Source organism: Cytobacillus oceanisediminis 2691 (assembly GCF_007678455.1).
GTDB lineage: Bacteria > Bacillota > Bacilli > Bacillales > Cytobacillaceae > Mesobacillus > Mesobacillus oceanisediminis_A.
Window position 1 is genome coordinate 19,299 of the sequence record NZ_VEEP01000011.1, and the last position, 26,035, is coordinate 45,333.

The 26,035-nt window shown below is 39.7% G+C and carries 29 protein-coding genes; 23 read left to right on the forward strand and 6 right to left on the reverse strand.

Features of this window, described 5'->3' with window-relative positions; translation table 11 throughout:
* Positions 1-187 precede the first annotated feature (187 nt).
* The 5 genes from FS736_RS25515 to FS736_RS19705 all read left to right on the forward strand — a co-directional run bounded on the left by FS736_RS25515 (position 188) and on the right by FS736_RS19705 (position 4,911).
* Positions 188-676 carry a CBO0543 family protein gene (locus FS736_RS25515; RefSeq protein WP_353056075.1) on the forward strand — a complete coding sequence of 163 codons (489 nt, stop codon included), beginning with the start codon at positions 188-190 and terminating at the stop codon, positions 674-676.
* Between the two features lie 99 nt (positions 677-775).
* Positions 776-2,446, forward strand: coding sequence for a DUF6044 family protein (locus tag FS736_RS19690; RefSeq protein WP_144480538.1), 1,671 nt, complete (start codon positions 776-778; stop codon positions 2,444-2,446).
* An 18-nt stretch (positions 2,447-2,464) separates the two neighbouring features.
* Positions 2,465-3,499: a glycosyltransferase family 2 protein gene (locus FS736_RS19695; RefSeq protein WP_144480540.1), complete on the forward strand. Its 1,035-nt coding sequence runs from the start codon at positions 2,465-2,467 to the stop codon at positions 3,497-3,499.
* Positions 3,456-3,950: a GtrA family protein gene (locus tag FS736_RS19700; RefSeq protein ID WP_144480542.1), complete on the forward strand. Its 495-nt coding sequence runs from the start codon at positions 3,456-3,458 to the stop codon at positions 3,948-3,950. Before FS736_RS19695 ends, FS736_RS19700 begins: the two co-directional genes overlap by 44 nt.
* 133 nt (positions 3,951-4,083) lie before the next feature.
* Complete coding sequence (locus tag FS736_RS19705) at positions 4,084-4,911, forward strand: undecaprenyl-diphosphate phosphatase (RefSeq protein ID WP_144480544.1); 828 nt, start codon at positions 4,084-4,086, stop codon at positions 4,909-4,911.
* Positions 4,912-4,981: 70 nt separating this feature from the next.
* On the opposite strand, the gene FS736_RS19710 is transcribed toward FS736_RS19705, so the two are convergent.
* Positions 4,982-5,134, reverse strand: a complete 153-nt coding sequence (locus FS736_RS19710) for a YpzG family protein (protein WP_079509236.1) — start codon at positions 5,132-5,134, stop codon at positions 4,982-4,984.
* Between the two features lie 199 nt (positions 5,135-5,333).
* Here FS736_RS19710 and FS736_RS19715 point away from each other — a divergent pair, with 199 nt between their 5' ends.
* The 3 genes from FS736_RS19715 to FS736_RS19725 all read left to right on the forward strand — a co-directional run bounded on the left by FS736_RS19715 (position 5,334) and on the right by FS736_RS19725 (position 7,846).
* Complete coding sequence (locus tag FS736_RS19715) at positions 5,334-6,275, forward strand: ABC transporter ATP-binding protein (protein WP_144480546.1); 942 nt, start codon at positions 5,334-5,336, stop codon at positions 6,273-6,275.
* Positions 6,272-7,216: an ABC transporter permease gene (locus FS736_RS19720; RefSeq protein WP_144480548.1), complete on the forward strand. Its 945-nt coding sequence runs from the start codon at positions 6,272-6,274 to the stop codon at positions 7,214-7,216. Before FS736_RS19715 ends, FS736_RS19720 begins: the two co-directional genes overlap by 4 nt.
* Positions 7,217-7,285: 69 nt before the next feature.
* Positions 7,286-7,846, forward strand: a complete 561-nt coding sequence (locus tag FS736_RS19725; protein ID WP_144480550.1) for a GNAT family N-acetyltransferase — start codon at positions 7,286-7,288, stop codon at positions 7,844-7,846.
* Positions 7,847-7,902: 56 nt separating this feature from the next.
* Here FS736_RS19725 and FS736_RS19730 read toward each other — a convergent pair whose 3' ends face one another.
* Entirely contained in the window at positions 7,903-10,017 is a 2,115-nt protein-coding gene (locus FS736_RS19730) for a PBP1A family penicillin-binding protein (protein ID WP_144480552.1), read from the reverse strand.
* A gap of 1,164 nt (positions 10,018-11,181) precedes the next feature.
* Positions 11,182-11,379, reverse strand: a complete 198-nt coding sequence (locus FS736_RS19735; RefSeq protein ID WP_144480554.1) for a hypothetical protein — start codon at positions 11,377-11,379, stop codon at positions 11,182-11,184.
* Positions 11,380-12,050: 671 nt separating this feature from the next.
* Here FS736_RS19735 and FS736_RS19740 point away from each other — a divergent pair.
* Together FS736_RS19740 and spoIIP are read left to right on the forward strand one after the other, a co-directional pair.
* A complete protein-coding gene (locus FS736_RS19740) occupies positions 12,051-12,989 on the forward strand; it encodes a magnesium transporter CorA family protein (RefSeq protein WP_144480556.1) in 939 nt (312 codons plus the stop codon).
* Positions 12,990-13,152: 163 nt separating this feature from the next.
* The gene (gene spoIIP, locus FS736_RS19745; protein ID WP_144480559.1) at positions 13,153-14,283 is read left to right on the forward strand and encodes a stage II sporulation protein P; all 1,131 of its coding nucleotides are present in this window, start codon (positions 13,153-13,155) and stop codon (positions 14,281-14,283) included.
* Between the two features lie 216 nt (positions 14,284-14,499).
* On the opposite strand, the gene corA is transcribed toward spoIIP, so the two are convergent.
* Positions 14,500-15,450, reverse strand: a complete 951-nt coding sequence (gene corA / locus FS736_RS19750; RefSeq protein WP_144480561.1) for a magnesium/cobalt transporter CorA — start codon at positions 15,448-15,450, stop codon at positions 14,500-14,502.
* A gap of 96 nt (positions 15,451-15,546) precedes the next feature.
* Complete coding sequence (locus tag FS736_RS19755) at positions 15,547-16,059, reverse strand: CBO0543 family protein (RefSeq protein ID WP_144480563.1); 513 nt, start codon at positions 16,057-16,059, stop codon at positions 15,547-15,549.
* An 89-nt stretch (positions 16,060-16,148) separates the two neighbouring features.
* Between FS736_RS19755 and FS736_RS19760 the strand changes: the two genes are divergently transcribed.
* The 8 genes from FS736_RS19760 to FS736_RS19795 all read left to right on the forward strand — a co-directional run bounded on the left by FS736_RS19760 (position 16,149) and on the right by FS736_RS19795 (position 21,987).
* Positions 16,149-16,532 carry a VOC family protein gene (locus tag FS736_RS19760; protein WP_144480565.1) on the forward strand — a complete coding sequence of 128 codons (384 nt, stop codon included), beginning with the start codon at positions 16,149-16,151 and terminating at the stop codon, positions 16,530-16,532.
* Positions 16,533-16,623: 91 nt separating this feature from the next.
* Complete coding sequence (locus FS736_RS19765; protein WP_144480873.1) at positions 16,624-17,352, forward strand: ZIP family metal transporter; 729 nt, start codon at positions 16,624-16,626, stop codon at positions 17,350-17,352.
* Positions 17,353-17,473: 121 nt separating this feature from the next.
* On the forward strand, positions 17,474-17,707 hold the full coding sequence (locus FS736_RS19770) for a group-specific protein (protein WP_144480567.1): 234 nt from the start codon (positions 17,474-17,476) through the stop codon (positions 17,705-17,707).
* A 174-nt stretch (positions 17,708-17,881) separates the two neighbouring features.
* Positions 17,882-19,135, forward strand: a complete 1,254-nt coding sequence (locus tag FS736_RS19775) for an MFS transporter (RefSeq protein ID WP_144480569.1) — start codon at positions 17,882-17,884, stop codon at positions 19,133-19,135.
* A 106-nt stretch (positions 19,136-19,241) separates the two neighbouring features.
* The gene (locus FS736_RS19780; RefSeq protein WP_186326862.1) at positions 19,242-19,802 is read left to right on the forward strand and encodes a glycerol-3-phosphate acyltransferase; all 561 of its coding nucleotides are present in this window, start codon (positions 19,242-19,244) and stop codon (positions 19,800-19,802) included.
* A gap of 121 nt (positions 19,803-19,923) precedes the next feature.
* A complete protein-coding gene (locus tag FS736_RS19785; protein ID WP_144480573.1) occupies positions 19,924-20,112 on the forward strand; it encodes a hypothetical protein in 189 nt (62 codons plus the stop codon).
* A gap of 116 nt (positions 20,113-20,228) precedes the next feature.
* The gene (locus FS736_RS19790; RefSeq protein ID WP_144480574.1) at positions 20,229-21,227 is read left to right on the forward strand and encodes an NAD(P)H-dependent flavin oxidoreductase; all 999 of its coding nucleotides are present in this window, start codon (positions 20,229-20,231) and stop codon (positions 21,225-21,227) included.
* A gap of 190 nt (positions 21,228-21,417) precedes the next feature.
* Entirely contained in the window at positions 21,418-21,987 is a 570-nt protein-coding gene (locus FS736_RS19795) for an MEDS domain-containing protein (protein ID WP_144480576.1), read from the forward strand.
* 50 nt (positions 21,988-22,037) lie between these two features.
* Here the strand turns inward: FS736_RS19795 and FS736_RS19800 are convergent, their stop codons facing one another.
* On the reverse strand, positions 22,038-23,012 hold the full coding sequence (locus FS736_RS19800; protein WP_144480578.1) for a LacI family DNA-binding transcriptional regulator: 975 nt from the start codon (positions 23,010-23,012) through the stop codon (positions 22,038-22,040).
* Between the two features lie 86 nt (positions 23,013-23,098).
* On the opposite strand from FS736_RS19800, the gene FS736_RS25260 reads away from it, so the two are divergent.
* From FS736_RS25260 to FS736_RS19820, 5 genes are all read left to right on the forward strand, one after another.
* On the forward strand, positions 23,099-23,224 hold the full coding sequence (locus FS736_RS25260) for a hypothetical protein (protein WP_260983665.1): 126 nt from the start codon (positions 23,099-23,101) through the stop codon (positions 23,222-23,224).
* Between the two features lie 230 nt (positions 23,225-23,454).
* Positions 23,455-23,895 (forward strand): aminotransferase yhxA, encoded by a 441-nt coding sequence (locus FS736_RS19805; protein WP_144480580.1) that lies wholly within the window; start codon positions 23,455-23,457, stop codon positions 23,893-23,895.
* 15 nt (positions 23,896-23,910) lie between these two features.
* Positions 23,911-24,309: a DUF350 domain-containing protein gene (locus tag FS736_RS19810; protein ID WP_144480582.1), complete on the forward strand. Its 399-nt coding sequence runs from the start codon at positions 23,911-23,913 to the stop codon at positions 24,307-24,309.
* Between the two features lie 15 nt (positions 24,310-24,324).
* On the forward strand, positions 24,325-24,789 hold the full coding sequence (locus FS736_RS19815) for an RNA helicase (protein WP_144480584.1): 465 nt from the start codon (positions 24,325-24,327) through the stop codon (positions 24,787-24,789).
* Positions 24,790-24,799: 10 nt separating this feature from the next.
* Positions 24,800-26,032, forward strand: a complete 1,233-nt coding sequence (locus tag FS736_RS19820) for a glutathionylspermidine synthase family protein (protein WP_144480587.1) — start codon at positions 24,800-24,802, stop codon at positions 26,030-26,032.
* Positions 26,033-26,035: the final 3 nt, after the last annotated feature.

Here is a 26,035-nt window from a genome sequence, read left to right on the forward strand (position 1 = left end):
TACAGTGCTCTTTTCAACGATACTTCCGAATATGATAGGCAAAAATATTCGTAAAACCCAGAACCCGGTTTTTACAATTGATATGGATGTAACAAAATTTATGGGAAGAGCTTTGTTTTAAAATCTGGATGTTCCGAAGTTGCAAGGGTCCTTAGTAAAGGAGGTTGAAAGCTTGTTCCATGCTGCAGTGATAGTAAGCGGGGTTTTGTTTTCATTTGGTAAGGGGAAGTGGCAAAGATGGAGAGAGTTTTTACCAACCTTTTATTATTGGGCCTTGTTTAGTTGCTTCTATGAATATATATCATACATTGGCAAAAAACATTTGTGGGAGTTTGACAGAAATTTCATCAGTCTATTTGTAACGGAATCTTTATATACATTTTTGTTTTATCCGAGTATGATCGTTTTGTTTTTGGGAAATTTCCCTGAACATCGAAACAAACAGATTTTGCATTATTTCAAATGGATATCACTTTCCGTCCTGATAGAGGCACTGGCATTAAAGTATGGAGCCATTAAATTTGACCATGGATGGTCGATTATTTGGGAAATTTTCTTTTACAGTACGATGTATCCCATGCTAAGGCTCCACTATAAAAAGCCTTTAAATGCATTGTTCCTGTCAGTATTATTTGTACTTTTCTATCTGATTGTCTTTGATTTTGATGTTCTCTAAAGAAAAGTATTATGGAAGTTGTTTAACTGTTAAGGGAATATTTTCTGTCGTTGTGCAAATCTTAAAAAGGCGAACATGGAATATGAGGTGTAATGTGATTTGTCTTATTTGCAGGAAAAAGAGAGTAAATACATCATACTATCTCTTCTCGTGATTTCAGTCTTCGTTTCGCCGTATTTTATTTTGGGGGACGATGCCCATATTCGGGTCCATGATAATCTGGATTCCAATTTGGCATGGTATAAATTTCTTGCAGAGAGTGGTCAAATTGCTGGATCAGCAGAAACTGTTATTCCCCAAGTCATCAATGGGCTTCCAAGAAATGCGCTTGGGACTGAATTCAGCCTGATTGTTTGGCTATATGTTTGGTTCCCAACAATGATCGCTTATGGAATTAGCCAGGCAATTACTAGATTTTTCGCCTTCCTTGGCATGTATTTACTTTTAAAGGACCATTTTATTACAAGTAGGGAGAGAACCCTGATCCTCATTGGTACGGCATTGGCGTTTGCCTTAACGCCTTTTTGGCCCTCTGGGATGCTGAGTACCTTAGGGATGCCATTGGCACTATGGGCTTTCTTGCATATCAGACAAGGGAATGGAAAGTGGAGTCATTATCTTACCCTTACACTTTTGCCATTTTACTCTAGCATTGTTTTAGGTTTTTTCTTTTTCCTGAGCGCCATGGGTTTACTCTGGATTAGCGATGCCATCCGCCAAAAAGCGTTCAACTGGCGTTTCTTGATTGCGATTGTTTATATGACAGCGGTTTACCTGATTACGGACTACAGACTGGTATACTCTTTTCTGTTTGATAGTGAACCGAACAGCAGGGACGAATATTTTCACGCACGGCTGTCGTTTTTTGATTCTGTAAGACTCACTTTTAAAAACTTCATCTTCGGTCATACTCATGTCATGACGGTGCATACGTTTATCATTTTGCCGGTCATTATTGCTGCCATGCTGATTGTATGGAAGCACCGGAGATGGGAAAAAGAGCGCATATTTGTTTTTCTTTTCCTGCTGAATTTTCTATTATCGGCATGGTACTCATTCTGGTTTTATAAAGGCTGGGTTCCTTTAACTGAAAGATTCCACTTCCTTGATACTTTCAATTTTGCCAGATATCATTTTTTGCGGCCATTGATCATTTATATTCTTTTTGCGGTTGGGCTTAGGATTCTCTGGGAAGAAAAGTTATTTCAAAAAACTGTTCCATTCCTGATTGGAGCACAAATTATCTTATTATTGTTTAGCAATGAAGAGATCGTCCAGAGCAAAAAACCGAGTGTGAGTGAATTTTATGCTGAAAAACAATTTGAAGCAATAAAGGACCACATTGGGAAACCCCAAAGCAGCTACCGAATAGCCAATATCGGGCTGCATCCTGCTATCGCCCAATATAACGGATTTTACACACTTGATACCTATAATAATTTTTATCCCTTAAGGTATAAGCACCAATTTCGCAAGATTATCGAAAACGAGCTGGAAAAGAACCAGCAAATCCGTACTTATTTTGATGAATGGGGAGGACGATGTTACCTCTTCACAGATGAATTGGGCAAGCATTACATGTTCAAGAAAAACTCCAAAAAAAGAATCAAGAATCTGGATATCAATATCGAGCCATTCAAACAAATGGGTGGCGAATACATTTTTTCAGCGGTCCCGATCGATAATGCAATTGAGAATGATTTGAAGCTTGATGCCATCTTCACTTCAGATGCGAGTGCCTGGAAAATTTACCTATATCAGGTTTTATAACAACAAGGAGGCCCATCCATGAATTTGCCAATCTTATCTATTATCGTTCCCTGCTACAATGAGCAGGAAGTGTTGGAAGAAACTATTGAGCAGCTAACAATAAAACTTGAGCAAATGATAAACGAAAACCTGGTTTCGAAAAAAAGTAAAATCCTGTTTGTTGATGACGGGAGCAAAGACAATACATGGCACTTGATATACAAAGCCAGCCTTAAGAATGAATTAATAAAAGGCTTGAAGCTGTCCAAAAATGCAGGCCATCAAAATGCCTTGCTAGCAGGTCTTTTTGCGGCAAGAGATTCTTCAGATTGTCTGGTGAGCATTGATGCAGACCTTCAGGACGATATCGATGCAATCAATAAAATGGTTAGAAAGTACATTGAAGGATACGAAATTGTCTATGGCGTAAGAAGCAGCAGGGAGTCGGATACATTCTTCAAACGTTTGACCGCAGAAGGATTTTACAAGCTAATGGATAAACTGGGGGTAAAACTAATTTTTAATCATGCGGACTTCCGTTTAATGAGCAGGAGAGCGGTAGATGAATTGGAGCGATTTGCTGAGAGTAATATGTTCTTGCGAGGAATTGTTCCGTTAATTGGATTCAACTCAGCTAATGTCTATTATGAAAGAAAGGAAAGGTTTGCAGGGGAAACAAAGTACCCATTGAAAAAAATGCTTGCATTTGCCTTCGATGGAATAACATCGTTTTCGGTCACTCCAATCAGGCTCGTCATGCTTATCGGATGCCTATCATTTATTGTCAGCCTGATATCTGGCATTTACTTTTTAGCTTTAAAGTTTTTTGGAAATACAGAGCTTGGGTGGACGTCCTTGATCACATCGATTTGGCTTATTGGCGGCTTGCAGCTGATTGCCCTCGGATTGGTCGGAGAATATATTGGGAAAATCTACAAGGAAACGAAGCGCAGGCCAAAATATATTGTCGATGTTGACCTGTTCAACCTGCCCCTACCAAGAAAATTGGTGAACAAGGAGGAGGACGAGTATGAGTCAATCATTGAAACACGGAAGCTATCTGAGAACAACTAGCCATTTGAACAAGTGGATCGGAGGACGTTTTGTAAACTCCATGCAATTCTTGAGGTTCCTCATCGTCGGCATGTTTAACACCATGGTTGGAATGGGTTTGATGTTTTTGCTGAAAAATGGGCTTGACTGGCCATATTGGCATTCCACCTTTACCGGCAACAGCATAGGTGCTGCTGTCAGCTTCATATTAAATAGGGCATTTACCTTTCAGAGCAGCGTTCCAGTACGTGTTGGGGCACCTCGATTTGTTTTAGTGATCCTGGTCAGTTATATTCTTTCATTCTCGGTTAGTCATAGTATAACGGAAAGGATAAATGAAAGTACGATTCATGATCTATATTTGAGTTTAGACTCTATTGCAATTATTCTAGGATCTATTTTCTATACCATTACGAATTTTATCGGCCAGAAAGTATTTGTCTTTAAAGAAAGGGATTATTGCAGCTCTTGAGGCTGCATTTTTTTATTGACTATTTATCCTATAAGAGATAAAACTGAAAGAGTGCATGCTGTTTTGGTACCTTTTCATTACGAAAAGGGGAAACAGCAGCATACTTTCATCTTCTAAAGGAGTAATATACTTAATGGATATTTGGGAATTGTTTGTAGCATTCATACTTGGTCTGGTAGAAGGATTAACCGAATTTGCTCCTGTTTCATCAACAGGGCATATGATTATTGTCGATGACCTTCTTTTGCATTCTAAAGACATATTTACGGAACCTGTTGCCAATACATTTAAAGTCGTCATCCAATTAGGATCTATTCTTGCCGTAGTAATCGTGTTTAAGGATCGATTCATAAACCTGCTGGGCTTGCAAAAGGGAGTTTCTATCTCAGATTCCAGGGGAAGACTTAGTCTTTCAAAAGTAATCGTTGGTTTGATTCCTGCAGGTGTAATTGGTGTTTTATTCGAGGATTATATTGATGAGCACCTATTCTCTGTGGAAACCGTCATAATTGGGTTAGTAATCGGTGCCATCCTGATGATCATCGCCGACCGCCTGCACCCTCGTGTGGTTAAGATTGATGATGTTGATCAAATCAGCTATAAGCAGGCACTTGGTATCGGTTTATTCCAATGTCTTGGTTTATGGCCAGGGTTTTCAAGATCAGGATCCACGATTTCAGGTGGTGTACTGCTTGGTTTGAACCACCGTGCAGCTTCTGATTTCACTTTTATCATGGCAGTACCAATCATGCTTGGTGCAAGCGCGATCTCTTTAATGAAGAATTGGCAGTACTTTACGGTGGATGCCCTGCCATTTTTTACGGTAGGATTCATTAGTGCGTTTGTATTTGCTTTACTTTTCATTCGATTTTTCCTTAAACTGATCAATAAAATTAAATTGGTGCCATTTGCGATTTATCGAATTATTTTGGCAGCTGCCATTTATTTTATTTTTCTTTAAACCTTGTTACTTTGAGTTTTTATGAGAAAAGACGCCCTGGGGCGTCTTTTCCTTTTTTTGTTTCAAAAATTCAAAATCGGTGTGCTTTCGCATTACTTCTTGCAAGTATAGTGTTTTTGGTTACCTGGGTTTCACCATTGACCTGCGAATTGGTATGCTTCCGCCTAGTCCAAGTGTGGTGGAATAGTTGTGAGTGTGGATCTAAATGATCTTTGTAACTCATACAATCACCTCATGATTGGATTTTTGAAACACAGGATATTCGCTTGAATATCAGTTATATCGTTTGTATTAATGACTGGCAATATACTGGCTATTCAGAGACGATATAGAATCTTTTCTATCTTTTTTGTAACTTTTTACAATATTTTTCGTATTAATCATTGGATATACGTATTTTTTTCATGAAGAGAGGAGATTCTATGTCGCATTTTGCATTAGAAGTAAAGTCACTGACTAAAACGATTGGTAAAAAGACAATCGTGGATGAAGTTAGCTTTCAAGTAGAAAAAGGCGAGATATTTGGACTTCTTGGCCCAAATGGCGCAGGGAAGACAACAATCATCCGTATGATTGTCAGCCTGATCAACCGTACGGGCGGGACAGTGCTTGTGAATGGGAACGATCTGGACAATTCTTTTACGGCAGCAATGAATGAACTTGGTGCCATCGTAGAAAACCCTGAGTTTTATAAGTACCTTAGTGGTTTTAAAAACCTCAGGCATTATGCCCGCATGGCTTTAGGTGAGGTAAGTGAAGAGCGAATCAATGAAGTCACAGAACTGGTAGGGCTGGAGAATGCAATACATGATAAAGTTCGAACTTATTCATTAGGGATGCGTCAGAGGCTTGGAGTAGCACAAGCTATTCTGCATAAACCTTCCATCTTGATTTTGGATGAACCGACAAATGGACTGGATCCCCAGGGCATCAGGGAATTCCGCGATTATTTGCGTTTACTTACCAGTCAGGGAACATCCGTATTGGTATCATCTCATTTATTGTCTGAAATGCAGTTGATGTGTGACCGATTCGCGATCATTGAACATGGAAAGCTCATACATATTTCATCCATGCACGAAAATGAAACGTCAGAGACAGAGAAGCCAAGAACGGTAGTTGTGGAAATATCAGACCCTGTCATAGCGGCCAGGCTGCTGGCAGAGCAAATGCCTGGGATTAAAGTGACATCAAAGGATGGTTCACGTCTGACATTATCAATGAGAAAAGAACAAATACCCGTTCTTAACAAGCTGTTAGTCGAAAATAAGATTGATGTTTTCGAAATATTGAATGTAAAAGCAACGTTGGAAGATCGCTTCCTGGAAATCACAAATAAGGACAGAAAGGAGCAAATGACATGATTGGATTAATCCAGAATGAATTAATGAAGATCTTCGGAAAAATGGCAAGCTGGATTTATATGGTCATTATTGTCCTGGCTGTTTTAATTGCAGGAATTATCTATATGAAGGTCAGTGCTGATCCAAATCCAAATTGGCGTCAGGATACGGAGGCGGAAATCGCCATGCTTGAAAACCAGCTGGCATCTGCCTCTAATGATGAAAAGGCAATGATCCAAAACCAAATTGATCAAACTCAGGAGTTTTTGGATGAGGACATCAATCCAAATGCAAAGACTAACTGGCACTTCATGAATGATGTCGTTGTTGGTGTCAGCTCGCTTGTTACTTTGTTCGTAGTTGTAGTAGGGAGTGCCAACGTAGCGGCAGAATTCTCTGATGGAACGATAAAGCAGTTATTGATTCGCCCTCACCACAGATGGAGGATCCTGCTGTCAAAGTACATAGCCGTCATCATCTATGCCTTGATGTTGGTCATTACGTTGATCGTATCCGGCTATATTATTGGTTTGGTTCTATTTGGAAGCGGTGATTTTAATATGAAGATTTTTGAAATCACACTAGAGGGAAGGAAGGTTGCCATTGTAGGTGAACAATTCCTTTTGAAAATGCTTTACTTCATTCCGAGCCTGCTCATGATCATGACGATTGCATTCATGCTTTCTACGCTATTTAAAAGCCAGGCTCTAGCAGTCGGTATCGGTATTTTTGTCCTTTTCTTTTCGTCTACACTGGGTGGCATAATCCTGATGCTTGCTGACAAGTATACTTGGGCAAAATTTTTAATTTTCCCTCATTTGGATTTAACAGTCTATGCTCTTCAGGAAAGGATCCTAGAGGATATAACACTGCCGGTATCACTGTCTATACTCGCTGTATATTACGCAATATTCATGATGTTAACCTTTTTCTTTTTTCAAAAGAGGGATATCAGCATATAGGGAGAATAATTAAAGAGCGGCTCTGGCCGCTCTTTTTTAATTGGGAAATTAGAGAAAGGAGAGGTCAGTATGGTAAACCCTATTTTATTGGAGTTTCCAGGTGAATTTGAAACAGACAGACTTTTGATCAGGATGCCGTTACCCGGAGATGGAGAGGTTACATGTCAATCCGTCAACGCTTCTTTAAAGGAACTTCAACCCTGGATGCCATTCGCCCAAAAGGAACAAACAGTTGAAGAAACAGAAGTGGTGATCAGGCAAGGCTACCTGAATTTTTTAAATCGTACAGACCTAAGGCTGCTGGTATTCAAGAAAGATACCGGGGAATTTATAGCCTCATCTGGTTTACATAGGATTGACTGGGACGTTCCTAAATTTGAAATCGGTTACTGGATCGACACACGTTATAGTGGGAGAGGATATATGACAGAGGCGGTACAGGGGATCACAGAGTTTGCGGTAAAAGAACTTAAAGCTCGCAGAATTGAAATCAGATGCGATTCATTGAATAGTAAAAGCAGGGCAATTCCCGAGAAATTAGGTTTCTCCCTTGATGGAATATTAAAAAACGATTCAGTTTCCGTTGAGGGTGATTTGCGGGATACTTGTATTTATTCTAAGACTTTTTAACTTAATAAGGAATATAAAAAAGAGAGCAGCCACATTTAACTGCTCTCACTTTGTCTTTACTGTCCTTTCCATTCACGTAGCTTATCAATGACTTTATCGCCGACTTTACCTGCATCCTCCTGCATCTGTTCAAAAACCTTTTTCCACTTCGGAGCTTCCTCTTTTAATTTTTCTTCAACCTTACCAGCGCGGTCTTTTAATTCTTCTTCTAATTTATCTGCTTTATCCTTGATTGCCTTTTCGGTTTGTTTATAGTCAATGTCTCCAGTGTTGCTTTCATTGATTGATTTGACTGCGAATTCCTCATGTTCAACATGTGGCAAAGTTTCTTCCATAATGGCCCTGAATAAAGGAACCACATCCTTCGAGCTGCTGCTGGATAAATAATGCTTTCGGTCTGTTTGATCATATCCGAGCCAGACAGCACCTACGATATTGGGGGTGTATCCAACAAACCATTGGTCCTTCGTCCCATTGATATCAGCATATGGCAGCTGTGTTGAACCAGTTTTTCCGGCAAGGTCGACTCCTTTTATATAGGTTCCTTTTCCAGTACCAGATTCCACTACATTCAACAGCATGGATGTCATTTTATTGGCCACCGACTTAGAGGTTACACGAGTGGTGGAGCCATCATGCTCGGCTATTACTTTTCCCGTAGGACCGACGATTTTCGTAATCAGGTGTCCATCTTGGCGTTTACCGCCGTTTGGAAAGGCAGAGTAGGCTTCGGCCATCTTAAGGGGTGAAACTCCATTATGCATCCCGCCTAAAGCCAGAGCCAGATTCTGGTCTTCTTTCTCGACCTTGATGCCAAACCTCCTGACAGCATCAATACCTTTATTCAAGCCAATTTCATTCAATAGCCAGACAGCAGGGAGGTTTATTGAATTTTCAATTGCCTCATACATTGGCACTTCTCCCTTGTAGGTATCTGAGAAGTTTTTCGGACTGTAGTTTTTAAAGCTCATTTTTTTGTCAATCAGCATCGAATCATACTCATATCCTTCTTCTAGAGCTGGTGTGTAAACAGCCAGCGGCTTCATGGTCGAGCCTGGCTGGGCCCTTAAATGTGTCGCCCGGTTGAAGCCACGGAAGACCTTATCGCCGCGGCCGCCGACCAGGGCTCGGACTCCGCCGCTTTTAGGGTCTAGAAGCACAGATCCGCTTTGTACCAATACATCACTCGTCCGATCAGGGAACAGATAATCCTGCCGGTATACCTTCTCTAAGCCGGATTGGATATTCTGGTCCAGTTCTGTGTAAATCCGGTAGCCTCTTGTCATGATTTCATCCTGTGTCAATCCGTATTTGCTAGTAGCTTCATCCAATACGGCATCTACATAGGAAGGATATTTACGATCTGCAAGTGAACCGCCGCCGTCTTCTAATTGTATCTCTTCAGACTTTGCTGTCTTAAACTCCGAATCAGTAATCATCCCTAATTCGTTCATTTTTGCAAGAACCACATTCCGACGCTTGATAGCAGCATCGTAATTATTATAGGGATCAAGAGCGGAAGGAGCTTTAAGCAAGCCGGCGAGCAGTGCCGCTTCACTAATCGTCACATCCTGAATATCCTTGGCAAAATACTTCTTGCTGGCATTATTGATTCCGAATGCACCACTGCCGAAATAAACCTGATTTAGGTACATTTCAATAATTTCATCTTTTTCATAGACCTTTTCAAGTTCTACGGCTAGAAAAAGTTCTTCCACTTTACGTTTATAAGTCCGTTCAGAAGAAAGCAGGGCATTTTTCGTCAGCTGCTGGGTCAGCGTACTTCCGCCACCGGTAATCTGTCCTGCAAACAGGTTTCCGAAGAATGCACGCGCAATTCCCTTGATATCAAAACCATGATGTTCGTAAAATCGCTCATCTTCAATGGCGACTACCGCATTCGGCACATGCTCTGGCATATCTTCAATCGGCACCCCGCCAGTACGGTTTGTCGCAAGTTTGCTGGCTTCCTCTCCATTTTGGTCATAGATTGTGGTTGCCTGGCTTAAACCATCCTTTAACGTCTGGACATTGGCCCTGCTGGCAATAAAAGCAAACCAAAGGATGGACAGCAATATAAAAATCAATAAGATCAATAACAAAATTTGTGTCAGGTGGCGTCTTTTCCAGAATCGGACAATAGCCTCCCAGAGTCGTTGCAACAATTGCATAAAATTTCTCCTTTTGTGAATCAAACGTTTTAAAATCAGGTAGCTTTTTGACAGGTTTGAGCTCCATTGATGGAAAGCTGTCAAAATACCGATGTTTTCTTGACAGTTTTGAGCTCCATTGATGGGAAGCTGTCAAAATAAAGGTGTTTTCTTGACAGGTTTGAGCTCCATTGATGGAAAGCTGTCAAAATAAAGGTGTTTTCTTGACAGGTTAGAGCTCCATTGATGGAAAGCTGTCAAAATACCGATGGTTTCTTGACAGGTTTGGGTTCCTTTGATGAAAAGCTGTCAAAATACCGATGGTTTCTTGACAGGTTTGAGCTCCATTGATGGAAAGCTGTCAAAATACCGATGGTTTCTTGACAGGTTTGATGTCCATTGATGGAAAGCTGTCAAAATACCGATGGTTTCTTGACAGGTTTGTGCTCCATTGATGGAAAGCTGTCAAAATACCGATGGTTTCTTGACAGGTTTGGCTTCCTTTGATGGAAAGCTGTCAAAATACCGATGGTTTCTTGACAGTTTTGAGCTCCATTGATGGGAAGCTGTCAAAATACCGATGGTTTCTTGACAGGTTTGGATTCCTTTTACGGAAAGCTGTCAAAATACCGATGTTTTCTTGACAGGTTTGGGTTCCTTTGATGAAAAGCTGTCAAAATAAAGGTGTTTTCTTGACAACTTCGGCTCTTGATCATGAAAACCTGTCAAAATAAAGACGGTTTCAAGACAATTTGAGTTACCCTTTCTTGAAACTTGTCAAAATTAAAATTAGGTTAGCAACCTAAAGTATCTTTCATTATATATTTTTTTTTAGTTTCGGAAAAGCTGGAGCCCTTTTGGCCTGTAGTTATTAGTATGACAATAAATGATAAATACTTGTATTATGCAGCAACAATATGACCTACTAACGAATGGAACATGAACAAATAGCAGGGGATAATTAGCGCATATTTACTTTATTTTTAAAAATATCTTAGAAGGGGAGAAGAATATCATACGTAACAATCCCATAAAAAGAGTAGAGGAAAACAAAAAAAGAATGAGATTTAGATGATTTTTTCGCATCAGCATAAAAGACTTTGTAAATAACTTTAAGAAAACAAACACCGGCAATCTATCATAGAAAAAAGGCGAACCTATAAAGTTCCGCCTTTTACATTCTTCTTACCAGCCTGCTGGAAGCATGGCAACAGGCATCAGGGATACTTGATATGTATACCCTCCATCTTTTGTACCGGTAGGCCATAATGCAGTGTAAATAACTTTGATGGAATTGTCTTGAGAGAATTCAGTTACATATACGACTCTGTCAGCCATGAAGCCGATTTGCTGTTCAGTCCAAAGGATTCTGTCAGCCATCATTCCAATTGAGCTGACTGTATATAAAACGCCTTCCAAATTTGGGAATAGGAATCTGCACCTTGATGACCGACAGTAACCAATACATCCGCCCGGTTGTGGCAGCTTCAGCTTTTTCTGTGGGGTACCACCAACAGCTGCCATGGAAAAAACAAGCGTTAATGCCAAAAGAGTTTTGCGATCATATTCTTCATTAAATTATTATTCCTCGTTATTACTACCATAAAGGGGTATCTAAGTTTTCTGATATATACCCAAATATGTATATTGTCAGCGTTTTTATTAAAATACCTGATGACTTTTTCTATATTGATATTCCATTAAGACTGTTTTCTTATTGATGGTTGTATCACCTTTATTAAAGTAACTATTTGCCGAGATGCCGCTCACTTGAATTGGTTTATACAGGTTTCATTATAGTGTTAAAGCAATAAAACCTACGAATAGAGCAGTGATAGAAAAATACCATTGTACTTTAACGCAGTCAGGAGTAATATGTAAGAGGTGAAAAAAGAGAGGAGTTGGTATCTTTGGGTTATTCAATAGAACCTGATCCCGATAGGCGCGGGGAAGTCGATAATCTAGTAGATTTGATACAATTGAAAGCTGGAAGACTATCAACTCTGATAAACGGTAATTGACTTCCTCAATTTAAAAACGAGGAGGTGGCGGAAATGTTAGAAATCTACAAAAGCAATGAAGATAGATGTTTAACACGTGTTGAAGAAATTTCAAAAGGCTGCTGGATCAATATGGTGCATCCTTCTGAGGATGAAATTACGAGAGTGGCCGGTGAAACGGGGATAGCGGTTGATTTTATCAGGGACGCCCTTGATGACGAAGAACGCCCTCGTATTGATAAGGAAGATGGCAATGTATATATTATTGTCGACTATCCATATATTACCCATGATGAGTCGGGTTTTCCAATTTATGAAACGATTCCTGTAGGAATTATCCAGACATCCAGCTGTATTATTACTGTTTCTTTAAAAGAGACACCAGTACTTGAGGAATTCCGCAATAACCGGGTAAAAGAATTCTATACATTCAAAAAAACCAGGTTTGCTCTGCAGATCCTTTACGTTATTTCAATTTACTATTTGCGTTATTTGAAACAGATTAATAAAAAGACGAATGAAATCGAGCGGGAACTGCACCAATCCATGAAAAACAAGGAATTATATGCCTTCCTTGCTCTCGAGAAGAGTCTGGTATACTTCACTACTTCATTGAAATCCAACAAGGTAGTGCTTGCAAAAATCATGCGCTTTAATTATTTGAAAATGTATGAAGAAGACAAGGATTTACTTGAGGATGTCATCATCGAAAATACACAAGCAATTGAAATGGCTGAAACATACAGCTCCATTTTAAGCGGAATGATGGATGCTTTTGCCTCTATCATTTCAAATAATCTTAATATGGTGATGAAGTTTTTGACATCCATTACCATCATCCTGTCATTCCCAACAATGGTGGCAAGCTTTTATGGTATGAACGTTGAACTGCCTTTCCAGCACAATCCATATGCCTTCTTCCTGGCCATCAGCATGGCCGTGCTCCTGGCGGGGATCACTGCCTTCATTTTCTGGAAAAAAAGATATTTTTAATGTTATTCGCATACTAATTTTTGCAGGGTGTTATTTTACAGGATTCATTTTCACATAAAAAACAACGTCTGGACTTATGTCCAGGCGTTTTTTAGTCTAAAATCTTGTTTTTTACATATTCATGAATTAAAAGAATTCGTATCACATGTATAAGGGTGATTGAATGACTGAAATTTTTGTTAAAATATACAGAAAAATTTTGATGATTTTCCTCATTTTGATCAGCACAATAAGTTTGTTCCTGGCAGCAGGACTTCTTTCTTCTTCGAATATCAGCTTTTTTAAGTTCAAAGTCAACGGTGATATAGGTGCTGAGGTTTTCCTGCGTATCATCGGTTATGAGAATCCGCTTATAGGACATGCTTTAACGGGTGCAAATACTGATTACCCGATTTTTTCCACAGGTTTCAAATTGCTTACAAATATTGAGACGAATGATATCAGGAGCCTGATTAGGAGTGAACTGCCAGGTTTCATGGCCTTTGATTCAAATTTCATCATCGCTGAAGAGGGTGTGGATTTTACGGATATACCGATTGAATCGGCTCCGCCTATTGATGTGCTTTTGCAGGAAAGGAATATGGCAGCGAATGAGCTGAAGGAGCTTAATAGTGGGAAGGTATATTCTGGGTCTTCACCATCAGAAAAATCTGTTTTCATTTATCATACTCATAGTTGGGAATCTTACCTGCCATTGCTTGGCATGGAGGGTGCGGAGAATGAAAACGAAGCGGTGGATGGGAAGACCAACATTACCATTGTGGGTGAACTGCTCGGACAGGAATTGGAAAAGCGCGGTGTTGGAGCGAGCGTGGATAAGACCAATATTGGCCAGGAGTTGGATAAAAAGGGCTGGCTCAGTTATAAATCTTATGAGATTTCACGTTCGCTGGTCCAAAAGGCGATGGCGGGGAATCAAAAATTGGATTATTTCATAGACCTGCACCGAGATTCAGTCAGAAAGGATTCAACCACTACTGTTATAAATAATCAACCATATGCGAGGATTGTCTTTGTCATTGGTGAGGAAAATAAGAACTTCCAAAAAAACCTCAAGTTTGCGAATGAGCTTCATAAAATCCTTAATAAGCAATATCCAGGCATAAGCAAGGGGGTCCTCCCTAAAAAAGGTATTGGTGTTGATGGGATCTATAATCAGGATTTGAATGCCAATTCTCTGGTAGTGGAAGTTGGCGGTGTCGATAATAATATGAAAGAATTAAAAAATACAGTGGAAGCATTGGCCGAAGCCATCAGCCAAATTTATTGGAAGGCGGAAGAGGTTAATGGCTGAGCATCGGGAAAAATACCTTTGGCTGCTTTTGACGGTTTGCTCTACGCTTTTGTCTTTTCATTATTTAACTTATGAGACCACTATTGCTTGTTTCCTGTCTGGACTTATTATAAGCAGTAAATGCCTTGTGGAGGATTTTATCAGGCTTGATAAAGATGAAGAATAGAAAAGCAAGAGACCATTGAAAACACTTCAATGGTCTCTTGCATAGGCACTTTATTTAAACCAGCCTTTTTTTCTGAACCAGAGAAACATGGCTATTCCAATGATGAACATGGCGAATAAAGCTCCAAAATAACCGAACTTCCAAGAAAGTTCTGGCATTTTCTCAAAGTTCATTCCGTAAATTCCGGCTATGAAGGTAAGAGGCATGAAAATGGTTGTGATCACAGTGAGTACTTTCATCACCCGGTTCGTTTCATGAGCGTTCATCGATAAATAGCTATCACGAATATCTGTTGTCAATTCACGGCTTGCTTCCACCTTTTCAGCCAATCTCAATAAATGGTCATGAATGTCCGCAAAATATTCTTTTTGCTCAAGAACACCAGAGAGACGATGAGAGTTGATCATTCTGTATGCCAGATCTCTCATAGGGGTGATGGTATGACGGAGTGATAGGAGCTCATGCCTTGTGTCGAATAGGTCCTCGAGCAATTCTTCCATTGACCGGTCTGCTGAATTTTCGTCTATTTCGTTCAACAAATCCTCGATGCGATAGACATGCGGAAAATAGTTATCAACTATTTTATCCAAAACATGATAAAGGACAATAGAGGGATTCCATTCTGCTGGTGTCTTGGAAAGCTCCAATCTCATCCAGACATCTTCAACTTCACGTGTGTTGTCACTATGGAAAGTGATGATATAGTTGGGGCCCAAGAATAGGTCGACCTCTTCCTTGTGCATGGTTTCTGGATTCAATGCCTGAAAAACAAAAAAATGATAATCATCATAGTAATCCAGTTTAGGTCTTTGCAAGGTATGGATACAATCTTCAATCGATAATGGATGGAATTTAAGAGGCTCTCTTAAAAATTCAATTTCTTCTTCTGTCGGTGCATTGAAATCAATCCAATACCATTTGTCATTTTCTGATAAAATTTTCTCTATACTTCGGCCAGTTTGAATCTGGTCAGAATGACTAACAGAAATTGTACGTATCATAAAATCTCCCTGAATGAAAGTTTCGTCTTTAATCACTTTTCATTATTATATTAACAAAAGCGAACAGGAAGCAAAGCTAAAGGCTGAGAATCTTAATTATTTTAAATCCATGAATGTTGGGTGGTGGAAATAGAGCAGAAGGATAATGATGGGAATCGAGATCAATATGCCTGCTAAAGGACGTTTATAATGAACCCAAAGCACAGTGAACATTATCCCGTTGAAGAGTGCTGAATGCATGATTTTCCATCCATTACGATAAATAAATAAGTCCATTTTCTGAAAAAAATACTCGATGACAGTAAACAGCACAACCCATCCTGTCCAATAAAGCAGTTTCTTTATAAATACCGCAGGGATATGTTCCAGATAGATCATAATGATGATCGGGATGATGATTAAACTGAAAACCAAATCTATAACCGTGTGATTCAGCCATGGAGTCCTTGGATTGTATGCCCACAAGGTATGGTTAAAGAAAATAAAGTTATACATTAAATTGCATATTATATAATATTGTATTGTCGGATAGAAATCCCGCCAACGTTTCCAGTCAACGACAAAATAGCCTAAAATAAGGAATATAGCTACGGTTACAACCAGATACATAGCATGACGTCCTTTATCATTTTATGATATTGTTTCCAATTAAAAGGTTCCCGATACAAAAGGCGGTATTGGAAAGGGGGAGAAACCAGATGTTGCATCATGTCGAAATCAATGTAACGGACCTTAATCAAACAATTGCGTTTTGGGACTGGTTTTTAAGCGAATTAGGATACGAAGTCCATCAAAAATGGGATCGGGGAATCAGCTGGAAATACCAGTCGACTTATCTGGTCTTTGTACAGACAGAGGATCAATTTATTAAATCAGGTTATCATCGTTCCAGAGTAGGCCTGAACCATCTTGCTTTCCATGCAAGTTCAAGGGAACAAGTAAATTGGATGACAGAGAAGCTCAAGGAAAAAAACATCCCAATCCTATATCAAGACAGGCACCCTTTTGCTGGTGGGAATGGACATTATGCAGTCTTTTTCGAAGATCCAGATCGGATAAAAGTAGAATTAGTCGCACCATGAAAATACAAAGAATAATTTTTCCAAGTGTAATTTCCCTATTTAAGGGAAATAGTATTTTACTTTTGTAAAATAGGAGGCATTGGAAAAAATTATGGCTGAAGCTTTTTTGGGCATGGTCATCTCCGCGATGGCAACGGGTTTGGGAGCAATACCAGTTTTATTCTTAAATAATGTCTCTTCCAGAGTGAAGTCACTTCTTCTTGGTTATGCATCAGGCATTATGATGGCAGCGACAACATTCAGCTTGATACCCGAGTCTTTAAAAGCATCGAATATCTGGGTGTTAAGCGTTGGTATGCTGCTAGGGACATTTGTTCTGAATTTCATCAACTCAAAATCGGAAGATCTTGATACTAGTGACATTAAATTTTTATCAGGTGTTGATCGTAAAACATTATTGATTGTTACGGCGATCACACTTCATAACTTGCCCGAAGGTTTATCAGTCGGTGTCAGTTACGGATCCGGTGAGGATAATCTTGGTGCTATCATAGCCTTTGCTATTGGCCTGCAGAATGCACCTGAGGGATTCCTCGTAGGGATCTATTTAATACATCAGAATATGTCGAAACTGAAATCGCTTTTAATTGCTACCTTTACAGGGGCTGTAGAAATTGTAACAGCGGTAATCGGGTATTTTCTTGCAGCAGATGTTGATGGGCTGGTACCATACGGTTTAAGTTTTGCAGCTGGGGCGATGCTTTTTGTTATATATAAGGAACTGATACCAGAAAGCCAGGAGAAGCATATAAAGTTTCCAACATATTCTTTTATCCTCGGATTGATTTCAATGCTGTATCTAACGATTAAATTTGGATGAGTCAGGTTTGGAATATTCATCAGGATTAATAAAGGAATCCAAACAATTAATTAAGTGAATTGAAGATGCAATTGAGAGTCTGTTATGCTAACAGTATCCATTGTAAGGAGGGATTTTTGATATGGGAGAATGCAAAATTGACCATAGCAAGGAAGATGTCCAAAAAAAGTACGAGTCACAGAAGGAGTTCCTGCCGCAGGAAATCCAAGCCTCATTCAGCAAATTTCTGGAAGAAGAACATACCCAGGATATCCTGAACGAAGTGTTCCATCTCCTTAAAAAGTATGACCTTGCGGACGAAAAGGAAAAAGAAGAGCGTAACAACAGATTGAAATTGGTCTTGAATAACGTTTAATCGCAAAGGAGCCTAATGCTCCTTTTTTTCATGCCTCAAGAAAGAAATTCTCAGAATAATCTTTGTTTAAATAATGGATAAAATTCTTATTGCCAGTAAAAAACAGAAGGAGTAAAATTAGGTAGATATTTCGATTTACAAAATAATTTGAATCATTTGAAAGAGGAAGAAGATATGCAAAGTCCTTCTGAACAGGCACTCCGGAATGAAAAAAATAGTATCTTAAATGGTGTTGCTTCAACAATTGTAACCAGCATGAGCAATAATTATTTTGCTCTTTTCGCGATCGGTGTCCTTGGTGCAACGAATTACCAAGTAGGTTTAATTAGTTCGCTTCCGCAAATCGTAGGGATGTTCGCCATGATTCTCGGGACCGCAATCATGAGCCGGCTTCAGGAAAAGAAGAGGTTCACTGGCCTTTCAATCTTATTTACTCGCTTCTTTTTGCTTGCGATGTTCCTTGTCATTTACCTGCCTCAGGAGTACAGGGCATGGACGTTTGTTATTTTAATCGGCCTTATGAATCTTCCTGGTTCATTTGCGATGCTCAGTTGGCAGTCATTTATTGGCGATCTTATTTCTGATAGCAGGAGGAGCGGTTTTTTCAGTGAGAGGAACAGGATTCTGACCATTGCTGGCATGTTCACCACATTGATGATTGGTATTGGGCTTCAGTGGTTTGACAAAGCGAATCCTATGCCATATCAGATACTGTTTGTTCTGGCATTCTTCTTCGGTGTCGTGGAAGTGTTTTATTTGAATAAACATATAGAACCGAAAAAAGAAGTGAAAAAAGAATTGAAACGGGTGAATTTCGGCTGGGACGCTTATAAACATAAACCATTCATCTATTTTCTGATCTGCGGATTATTCTTCAACTTTGCCTGGCAGCTGGCTTGGCCGCTGTTCAATATTTATAATATTAAAATTGCGCATATGTCTGGGTTTTGGATCAGCATTATCACAGTGGCGAACCAGGTAGGACAAATCATCAGCTTCAAATGGTGGGGTAGGATGGCTGATAAGCACAGCAATGCCAAAATGCTTGCATTTACAGCGGCAGGCATGGCGACCGCACCTTTTTTAACGATCCTTTCGACGAATATGTACTATTTGACATTTGTGAATTTCACTTCAGGCTTGTTTGTTTCCGGAACTGTGCTTTTGCTATTCAATCAACTTCTTGAAGTTACATTGGAGGAAAATCGCAGCAGCTTCATTGCGCAATATAATATCATTTTAGCTATTATCGGTTTTGTCGCTCCGCAAGTTGGGGTATTTTTGCTGCAGTTTAGTTCAATCAATACTGCTATGAATCTTGCTGCCGGTATGCGTCTAGTCAGCGGTGCTGTTTTTTTAGTCTTCTACTATTATATGAGGAAGCAGCAATACTTCAGGGGCACTCTCGTGTCTGTTCAGAAATCTTAGAAGGGAGCCGGTCAAAGGCTCCTTTTTCTAATGGTTTCAGTTAAAGGAATTTATGTCTTTTTACCGAATAAACTTTAATAATAATTTAAGACAGGTTGTGTCTATTTTGGCTATAATTACTTTTTTTGTATGTTCATACTTGCTGGGAAGCTTGATGGCAGGATTTGTTGTAGTAAAGCTGCTGGGAAAAAAGGATATAAGGACTGAAGGCAGCCGAAATGTAGGGGCACGCAATGCCGGCCGGGTAAATGGGAAGTTGTCATTCATCTTAACATTTATTGGAGATGCCCTAAAAGGGGCGCTTGTCATTATCGCAGGCCATTACTTTGGATTTTCATCAGATTTAGTACTCGGAGGGTTAGGATTTGCAATCTTAGGCCATGTAAAACCCATTACTTTGAAATTTAAAGGCGGGATGGGAATCTCCACTTTCATCGGCGGGATGATCGCTTTTGAACCGTTTACTGCACTGGTCATCATCGGCGGCTTCCTATTACTCTATCCGTTTTTAAAAAGTTTTACGTTTGCCGGTCTTGGTTCTTTTCTATTGATCCCAATCAGCTTTTATTTTCTTGGAACAGACACTGCAGTTATCATGATTAGCGGATTTCTCGTAATGGCAATCATTTATATTCACCGCGAAGATATCCTTGAGAGACTAAGGTAAGGAATGAAAATCTTCCTTCGGCGATGATCCTTTTTTCCATCAATACTGTCAATGTTTAACTCTTACACATGTTGAGGTAAAGAATTGAATAGGATAATATATCTGTTCGAAAGGAGCCTGAATGATGTGGACGTGGATATGGTATTTGATTCTGCCAATTGTATTATTGCTGTTAATAGAAGAGATCAGTCAGTTCATTTGGCGGCATTATTTAAAAAATCCGGAAGAAGATCATGAATCAATGTTTATTAGAATCCGAAATAGTATGAAAGGCACACTGAAAAAGTATCGAAAGGATCCTTCACATTAAGGTGGCGGATTCTTTTTTTAATATAATAAATTACTTGTCTTTGTTGAATTATTAAGTGTATTAAATTATGATATGGATATTCAGAAAATTTTGACATGTAGAGAAAGGATGATAATATGAGTAAAGTGGTTCCTGAAAGCTGGTGGGATCAACTGACAGTACCAGCTATAGCAGCACCGATGTTCCTTGTTTCCGGGCCTGACCTTGTGAGCGCATGTTGCAAAAACGGAGTGATTGGATCGTTTCCAGCCCCTAATGCCAGGCCAATCGAGGTACTTGATGAGTGGATGGGCAAGCTGAATGAAGATTTAGCAGATGTGAGAACTCATGAACCCGAACGGAAAATCGCACCATGGGCAATGAATATGGTCGTGCATAGTACATACAGCCGTCTTGACGAAGAGCTTGCATTATTAAAAAAGCATAAGCCGCAGCTCGTCATCACCTCTCTGGGAAGCCCAAGGAAAGTAGTGGAAATTGTCCACGAATATGGCGGATTAGTGTTTTCTGATGTGAGTGATGTGAAGTTTGCCAGGAAAGCGGCAGAGACCGGAGTAGATGGCCTCATTCTTGTTGCCAATGGGGCTGGAGGGCATGCTGGAGAATTGAACAGCTTTGCTTTTGTGGATTCTGTCAGGACCTTCTGGGATGGAATCATTGTGCTGGCTGGATCTATTACTACAGGAAAATCGATCCTTGCTGCCCAGGCCGCAGGAGCGGATCTTGCCTATATGGGAACAAGATTCATTGTAGCAGAGGAAAGTATGGCAAATGACGAATACAAGAAGATGGTAGTTGACGCAACACAAGAAGACCTTATCCTTACAGATGCTTTTTCAGGTGTAAAGGCCAACATGCTAATGCCAAGCATTGTGAAAGCTGGATTAAATCCAGAAACACTTAAGAAAAAGGAAAGTGTCAATTTTGATTCCATGCAGAGGGAGACCAATGCCAAGGCGTGGAAAGACATTTGGTCAGCGGGGCAGGGAGTTGGGGCCATCAATGAAATTCAGCCTGCATCTGAGATTATCAAACAATTAGAAGCTGAATATAAAGAGGCTTTATCTAGTCTTAATGGAAAAGCGGTCAAATTGGCAGCCAATGCTGTAAAATAAACACCAATTTATTTTATATAGTAAATGTTCATGAATATGGCGGATGCTTGATGTGGAAAATGGATCAGCCATTAAAATGAAAAACACGTTTAATCGATTAAAGGAAGGAAGTATGATATAATAAAGGTTATAGTTTGAATATGTGAATTCATTGTTTGTTTCCCTTGAATTCAGGAGGAGACTGATAACAATGCACAATAAAATCCTAAACCTGATTTCATCAGCGGAAGAAACCGGTGCCCATATCTTTTATTCATTCAGGGATGATCATAAATATATTAGTAATCTTTTTGTCTATTTAAATGCTGCGATTGCACTTGGCAACCATGTCATGATTATTGAAAATGACCGGTTTATGCCTGAAATCCAGAAAAGGATCAAATCTGAATTTGATGAGACGCAGAGAGATATGATCCATACCCTTAATAATTACGATTTCTACTGCTATCGAGGCAACTTCCATAAAGAAACGATTTTAAGTTATCTGGAAAATATGATTGAACCATTCCTGGAAAAAAATATTCCCATCCAGACTTGGGCCCATGTAGAATGGAGAGATCAGGATGAAATCTTCCAGAATCTTGGCGAATATGAAAGAGAAGCTGATATCATGCTTAAGGATACAAAGCTGATTACAATCTGCGCCTATGATTTCGAGAGGGTACCAGACTCACTTGAAAAGATACTTATGGATTGCCATGATTATCATATGACCGATGACAACATAGACCTTATAGAACGTAAAAGCAGTATAAACTAATACATCACCTGCCTAATATAGGCAGGTTTTTCTTTTATTGATAGCGTCCCTCAAACGGAACCTCTTTCGATTAATTGAAATGGAAGGGTGATCTTTTTCGCAAATCCTTTTTTCTCTGAGCGCTTAAGCAATGCTTGGAAGGCGGTGGTACCTAATTGTTTAGTGGGTATGCTTATTGTCGTGATGTCCATGATTTCTGAAATAGGGTGATTATCAAAGCTGATTATGGCCAATTCTCCGGGGATATCAACTCCATATTTTTTTGCCTCTGTCACCATGCCTGTCGCGACCTGGTCATTACCAACTATGAAGGCAGTCGGCCTTACCTCCATTTTTAAATACTGCTCAATCACTTCTTTTCCATCTTCTATCATTAAACATTGACCAAGGACCCACTCTGATCGCACATCCTCGCCAATCATCTTCATCTTTTTCTCGTAAGCATCTTTTCGTTTACGGCTATTTGTCCCTTCAAGCCTTCCCAGGCATATCGCTATTTTTTGATGACCTTTTAAGATTAAGTAGTCCAGCCCGAGATTGAACGCATCAACATGTTTTATCGATATTGAAGGAAACTCCTCCTGATCAGAGTCTTCACATAACACAATTGGGCCTGCACCTTTATAATTCATTAAAGTTCCAAATGGTATTGCCCGTGAAGCGAAAATGACTCCGTCAATAAGCTGGCCTCTTAATTGTTCCAATGCTTCGAACTCTTTTTCTTCACGGTAGCCTGTCTGGAAAATAACCAGCTGGATATTATGATTCATTCCCTCTTCAGCAATACCTTCGAGCAGCTCCGAAAAATAAGGATGGTTAATGGTTGGCAGTACGACTCCTACCATATTTGTCCTGCCGCGCGATAAGTGGACTGCATTAATATTAGGGCTGTAATCCAGCTTTCTCATCGTTTCCAACACTGCATCCCGTTTCTCCGGACTAACATAAGGATGGTTATTCAATACCCGGGAAACGGTTGAAACAGAGACTCCAGCCAGTCGGGCAATTTCTCGTATATTAGCCATTTAAAAAACCTCACAAAAATATTCTTGACCTGAAACGCGTTCCATAAATTATGGTATAAGCAAATAGAATTTAAGGAGCTGTCATTATGTTTACAGGAATAGTTACATTAACAGGATTATGCCTATTTGAAATTATTTTAGCAAAAATTGCATTGGGAAAGTCAGAAATAGAGGATTTTAATTTTGAAGAATTCTTTAATGGGGAATCTTAATTACAGATGGACTTTAGGTTTTAAATACTCAGAATGCGTAGCAGGAAGAAATGAGGACTTAGGGTAAAAGAACGACATATTGTGATGATCCGGTAGAGATAAGGAGATACCTTATTGTGCATCATTTCAACCAGGGAAATGTTAGAATGAATTAAAGTTTGCATGAAATTTTGAAACTTTTTTCTTAGGTTGCCGTAAATACATCTGTTGAATAGAAAGAGGTGAAAAATATGAACAAAACCAAAAAGGTTATGGCTGGGATTTCAGCTACAGCTCTTTTAATGGGAGCTACAGCATGTAATAATCCGCAGGTTTTACCAGACAGAGATTGGGATGAGGGTTCATCTGCAGGTGAGGGACAGGATTGGAGTGCATCACAGGATCAGGATATCCCTCCGGTACCAGAAGGGACAGATTGTAGTGACTGGGAATGGGATGCTGAAGATGGGGTCTGGGAATGTGATGATAATAATTCCCCATACTTTGGCCATTTCTTTTTTGCCGGTATGTTCTTTGCCAATCGATCGATGCTTTATAAGAGCAATGATTATATGAAGTATAAGAACAGCTCGTCATTTAAAGGGGCCAGGCTGGACAGCAATTACAAAAACAGGACGCCAAAAGGCAGCTCTGGATTCGGAAGCGGGTCAAGAAGCACGACTGGCGGCTAAGGGAGAGAATGAATAATGAATTTATATATAAATTTTGCCTCTTATTTAGGACTTGGACTGCTTTTGCTGACAGCAGGGGTAGGGTTATTCGTGCTTGCTACTCCTAAAATCAAGGAATTTGAACTGATCGGCAAGAGAAATGTTACTGCTGCTCTTTCTCTTGGCGGGAAAATGCTCGGACTCGCCATTGTCCTTGGGGCTGCGGCAGAATATTCAATTTCCCTGCTTGATATGGCAATTTGGGGGTCTATTGGAATTTTCACTCAAATCCTCGTGTTTTTTGTCGCCGAGGTTGTAACAATCAGGTACAGCCTTCAAAAAGCGATAGAGGAAGATAATCGTTCTGTCGGTGTCATTCTATTTTCACTTTCACTTGCTGTTGGCTGGATTGTAGCCAAGAGTCTTTCGTATTAAGGAGATTTTAGTGCCATGAAAAAACTGACTTATTTTATCCATGATGGAAAAGGCGGCTACGAACCTTTATATGAATATACGACCGCGACTGTTGGCATAGATGAGTTTTATGCACGACAGTTATGCACCTATTTCGTGATCAAGGGAAACCAATATGAATTAGTGTCGAATGAAATGAACGGGGAAGAAGAAATCCTGGTTCTTGAGGACCGTGGAAGGAACAATTCAGTCATTGACGAGAAAAATTATAGGGGATTGGGCATTCACGTTGAATTTCGCAGGTATAGTGAATTTGAGAATTACAAATTGCTATCCACTGTTCCTTGCCAAACCCATCTCGATGTCATTCGTTATCTTTTAAAGGATGTAACGGATGTCCCGGAAATTGGCCAAATGTTGGTTACTTCTACTGAAATTGATGAGGACCGGGGAGTATACGTTCTGTATGTGAAAAATTTGCATGAAAACGACATGGAATAGGAGGCATTCCATGGAAGACCATCGAAAAAGACGAATGAATTTCTATAGAGGGATCAAGAATTTCTGGCCTGACTTATATGGGGAAGAATACGCTTTATACGATGTAGCAGCAATTTCCCAGAACGAAGCGGATGAAATCAGGCTTTGTACTTCCAGAGTTGGAAAAGTGTTTTTCAAAATCTGTGACCTGCTGAGAAAGGTGGATAAAGATACCTTACTTGAGTTAGGATTTCCTCACCAAACCGTAGATTTTATCCGGCTAAAAACCTTGAATCCAGAAAGTGTCATTGCAAGACTTGATCTCATAAAAACGGATGATACATACAAATGCATTGAAATTAATGCCGATACTCCTACTTTCATCAAAGAGTTGTTTCACGTAAATGGACTGGTGGCAAAGAGTTTTGGCTATGGAGATCCAAATGAATCAAAAGAAGAGCAGCTAGCCGCAGCTATCAGGAAAGCCGTTCATGCCTCTGCAAAATGGGTAGCCGAAGTGGAACCATACGTCGTTTTTACAGCGCATGAAGATAATATTGAGGACAAGAACACTGTTTTGTATTTACAAGAATTGTACGGATTACCTTCAAGGTTTATCTCATTGGATAAATTAAGAATCCAGCCAGGAGAGGGCCTTTTTGATGAATATGGACGCAAAATTGACATTCTGTACAGGCAAACTTTCCCGATTGAGAGCATGATCCTTGATGAAGACCATTCAGGGAATAGAATCGGGCTCTGGTTGATGGATCTTATAAAAACAAAGAAACTGGCTGTGATTAATCCTCCATCTGCGTTCTTGTTGCAAAATAAAGCAGTACAGGCGGTAATTTGGGGAATGCATGAAAATAAGGATCCTTTCTTCAGTAAAGAAGAGCACCAATGGATACACCAATATTTTCTTCCCACGTATCTGGAAGCAGACTATTTCCTCGAAAAAAAAATCCCTTATGTCAAAAAACCGATTTTTGGGAGGGAAGGAGACACAGTTCAGATTTTCGATTCGAGCGGTCAATTGGTTCTTGAGGAGCAACAGAAAAATTACGATCAAGTACCATCAATTTTTCAGCAGTATATCAAATTGCCTTCTGTCCAATACCTATCTGAATATGGGAGACAAAACGGACATATACTGACCGGGAGCTTTCTTGTCTATGGTGAACCGTCCGCTTTTGGTTACAGGGTTGGCGGCAAGATCACAAACAACCTATCATGCTTTTTGCCGGCTGGCTTGATCGTTTAGGAT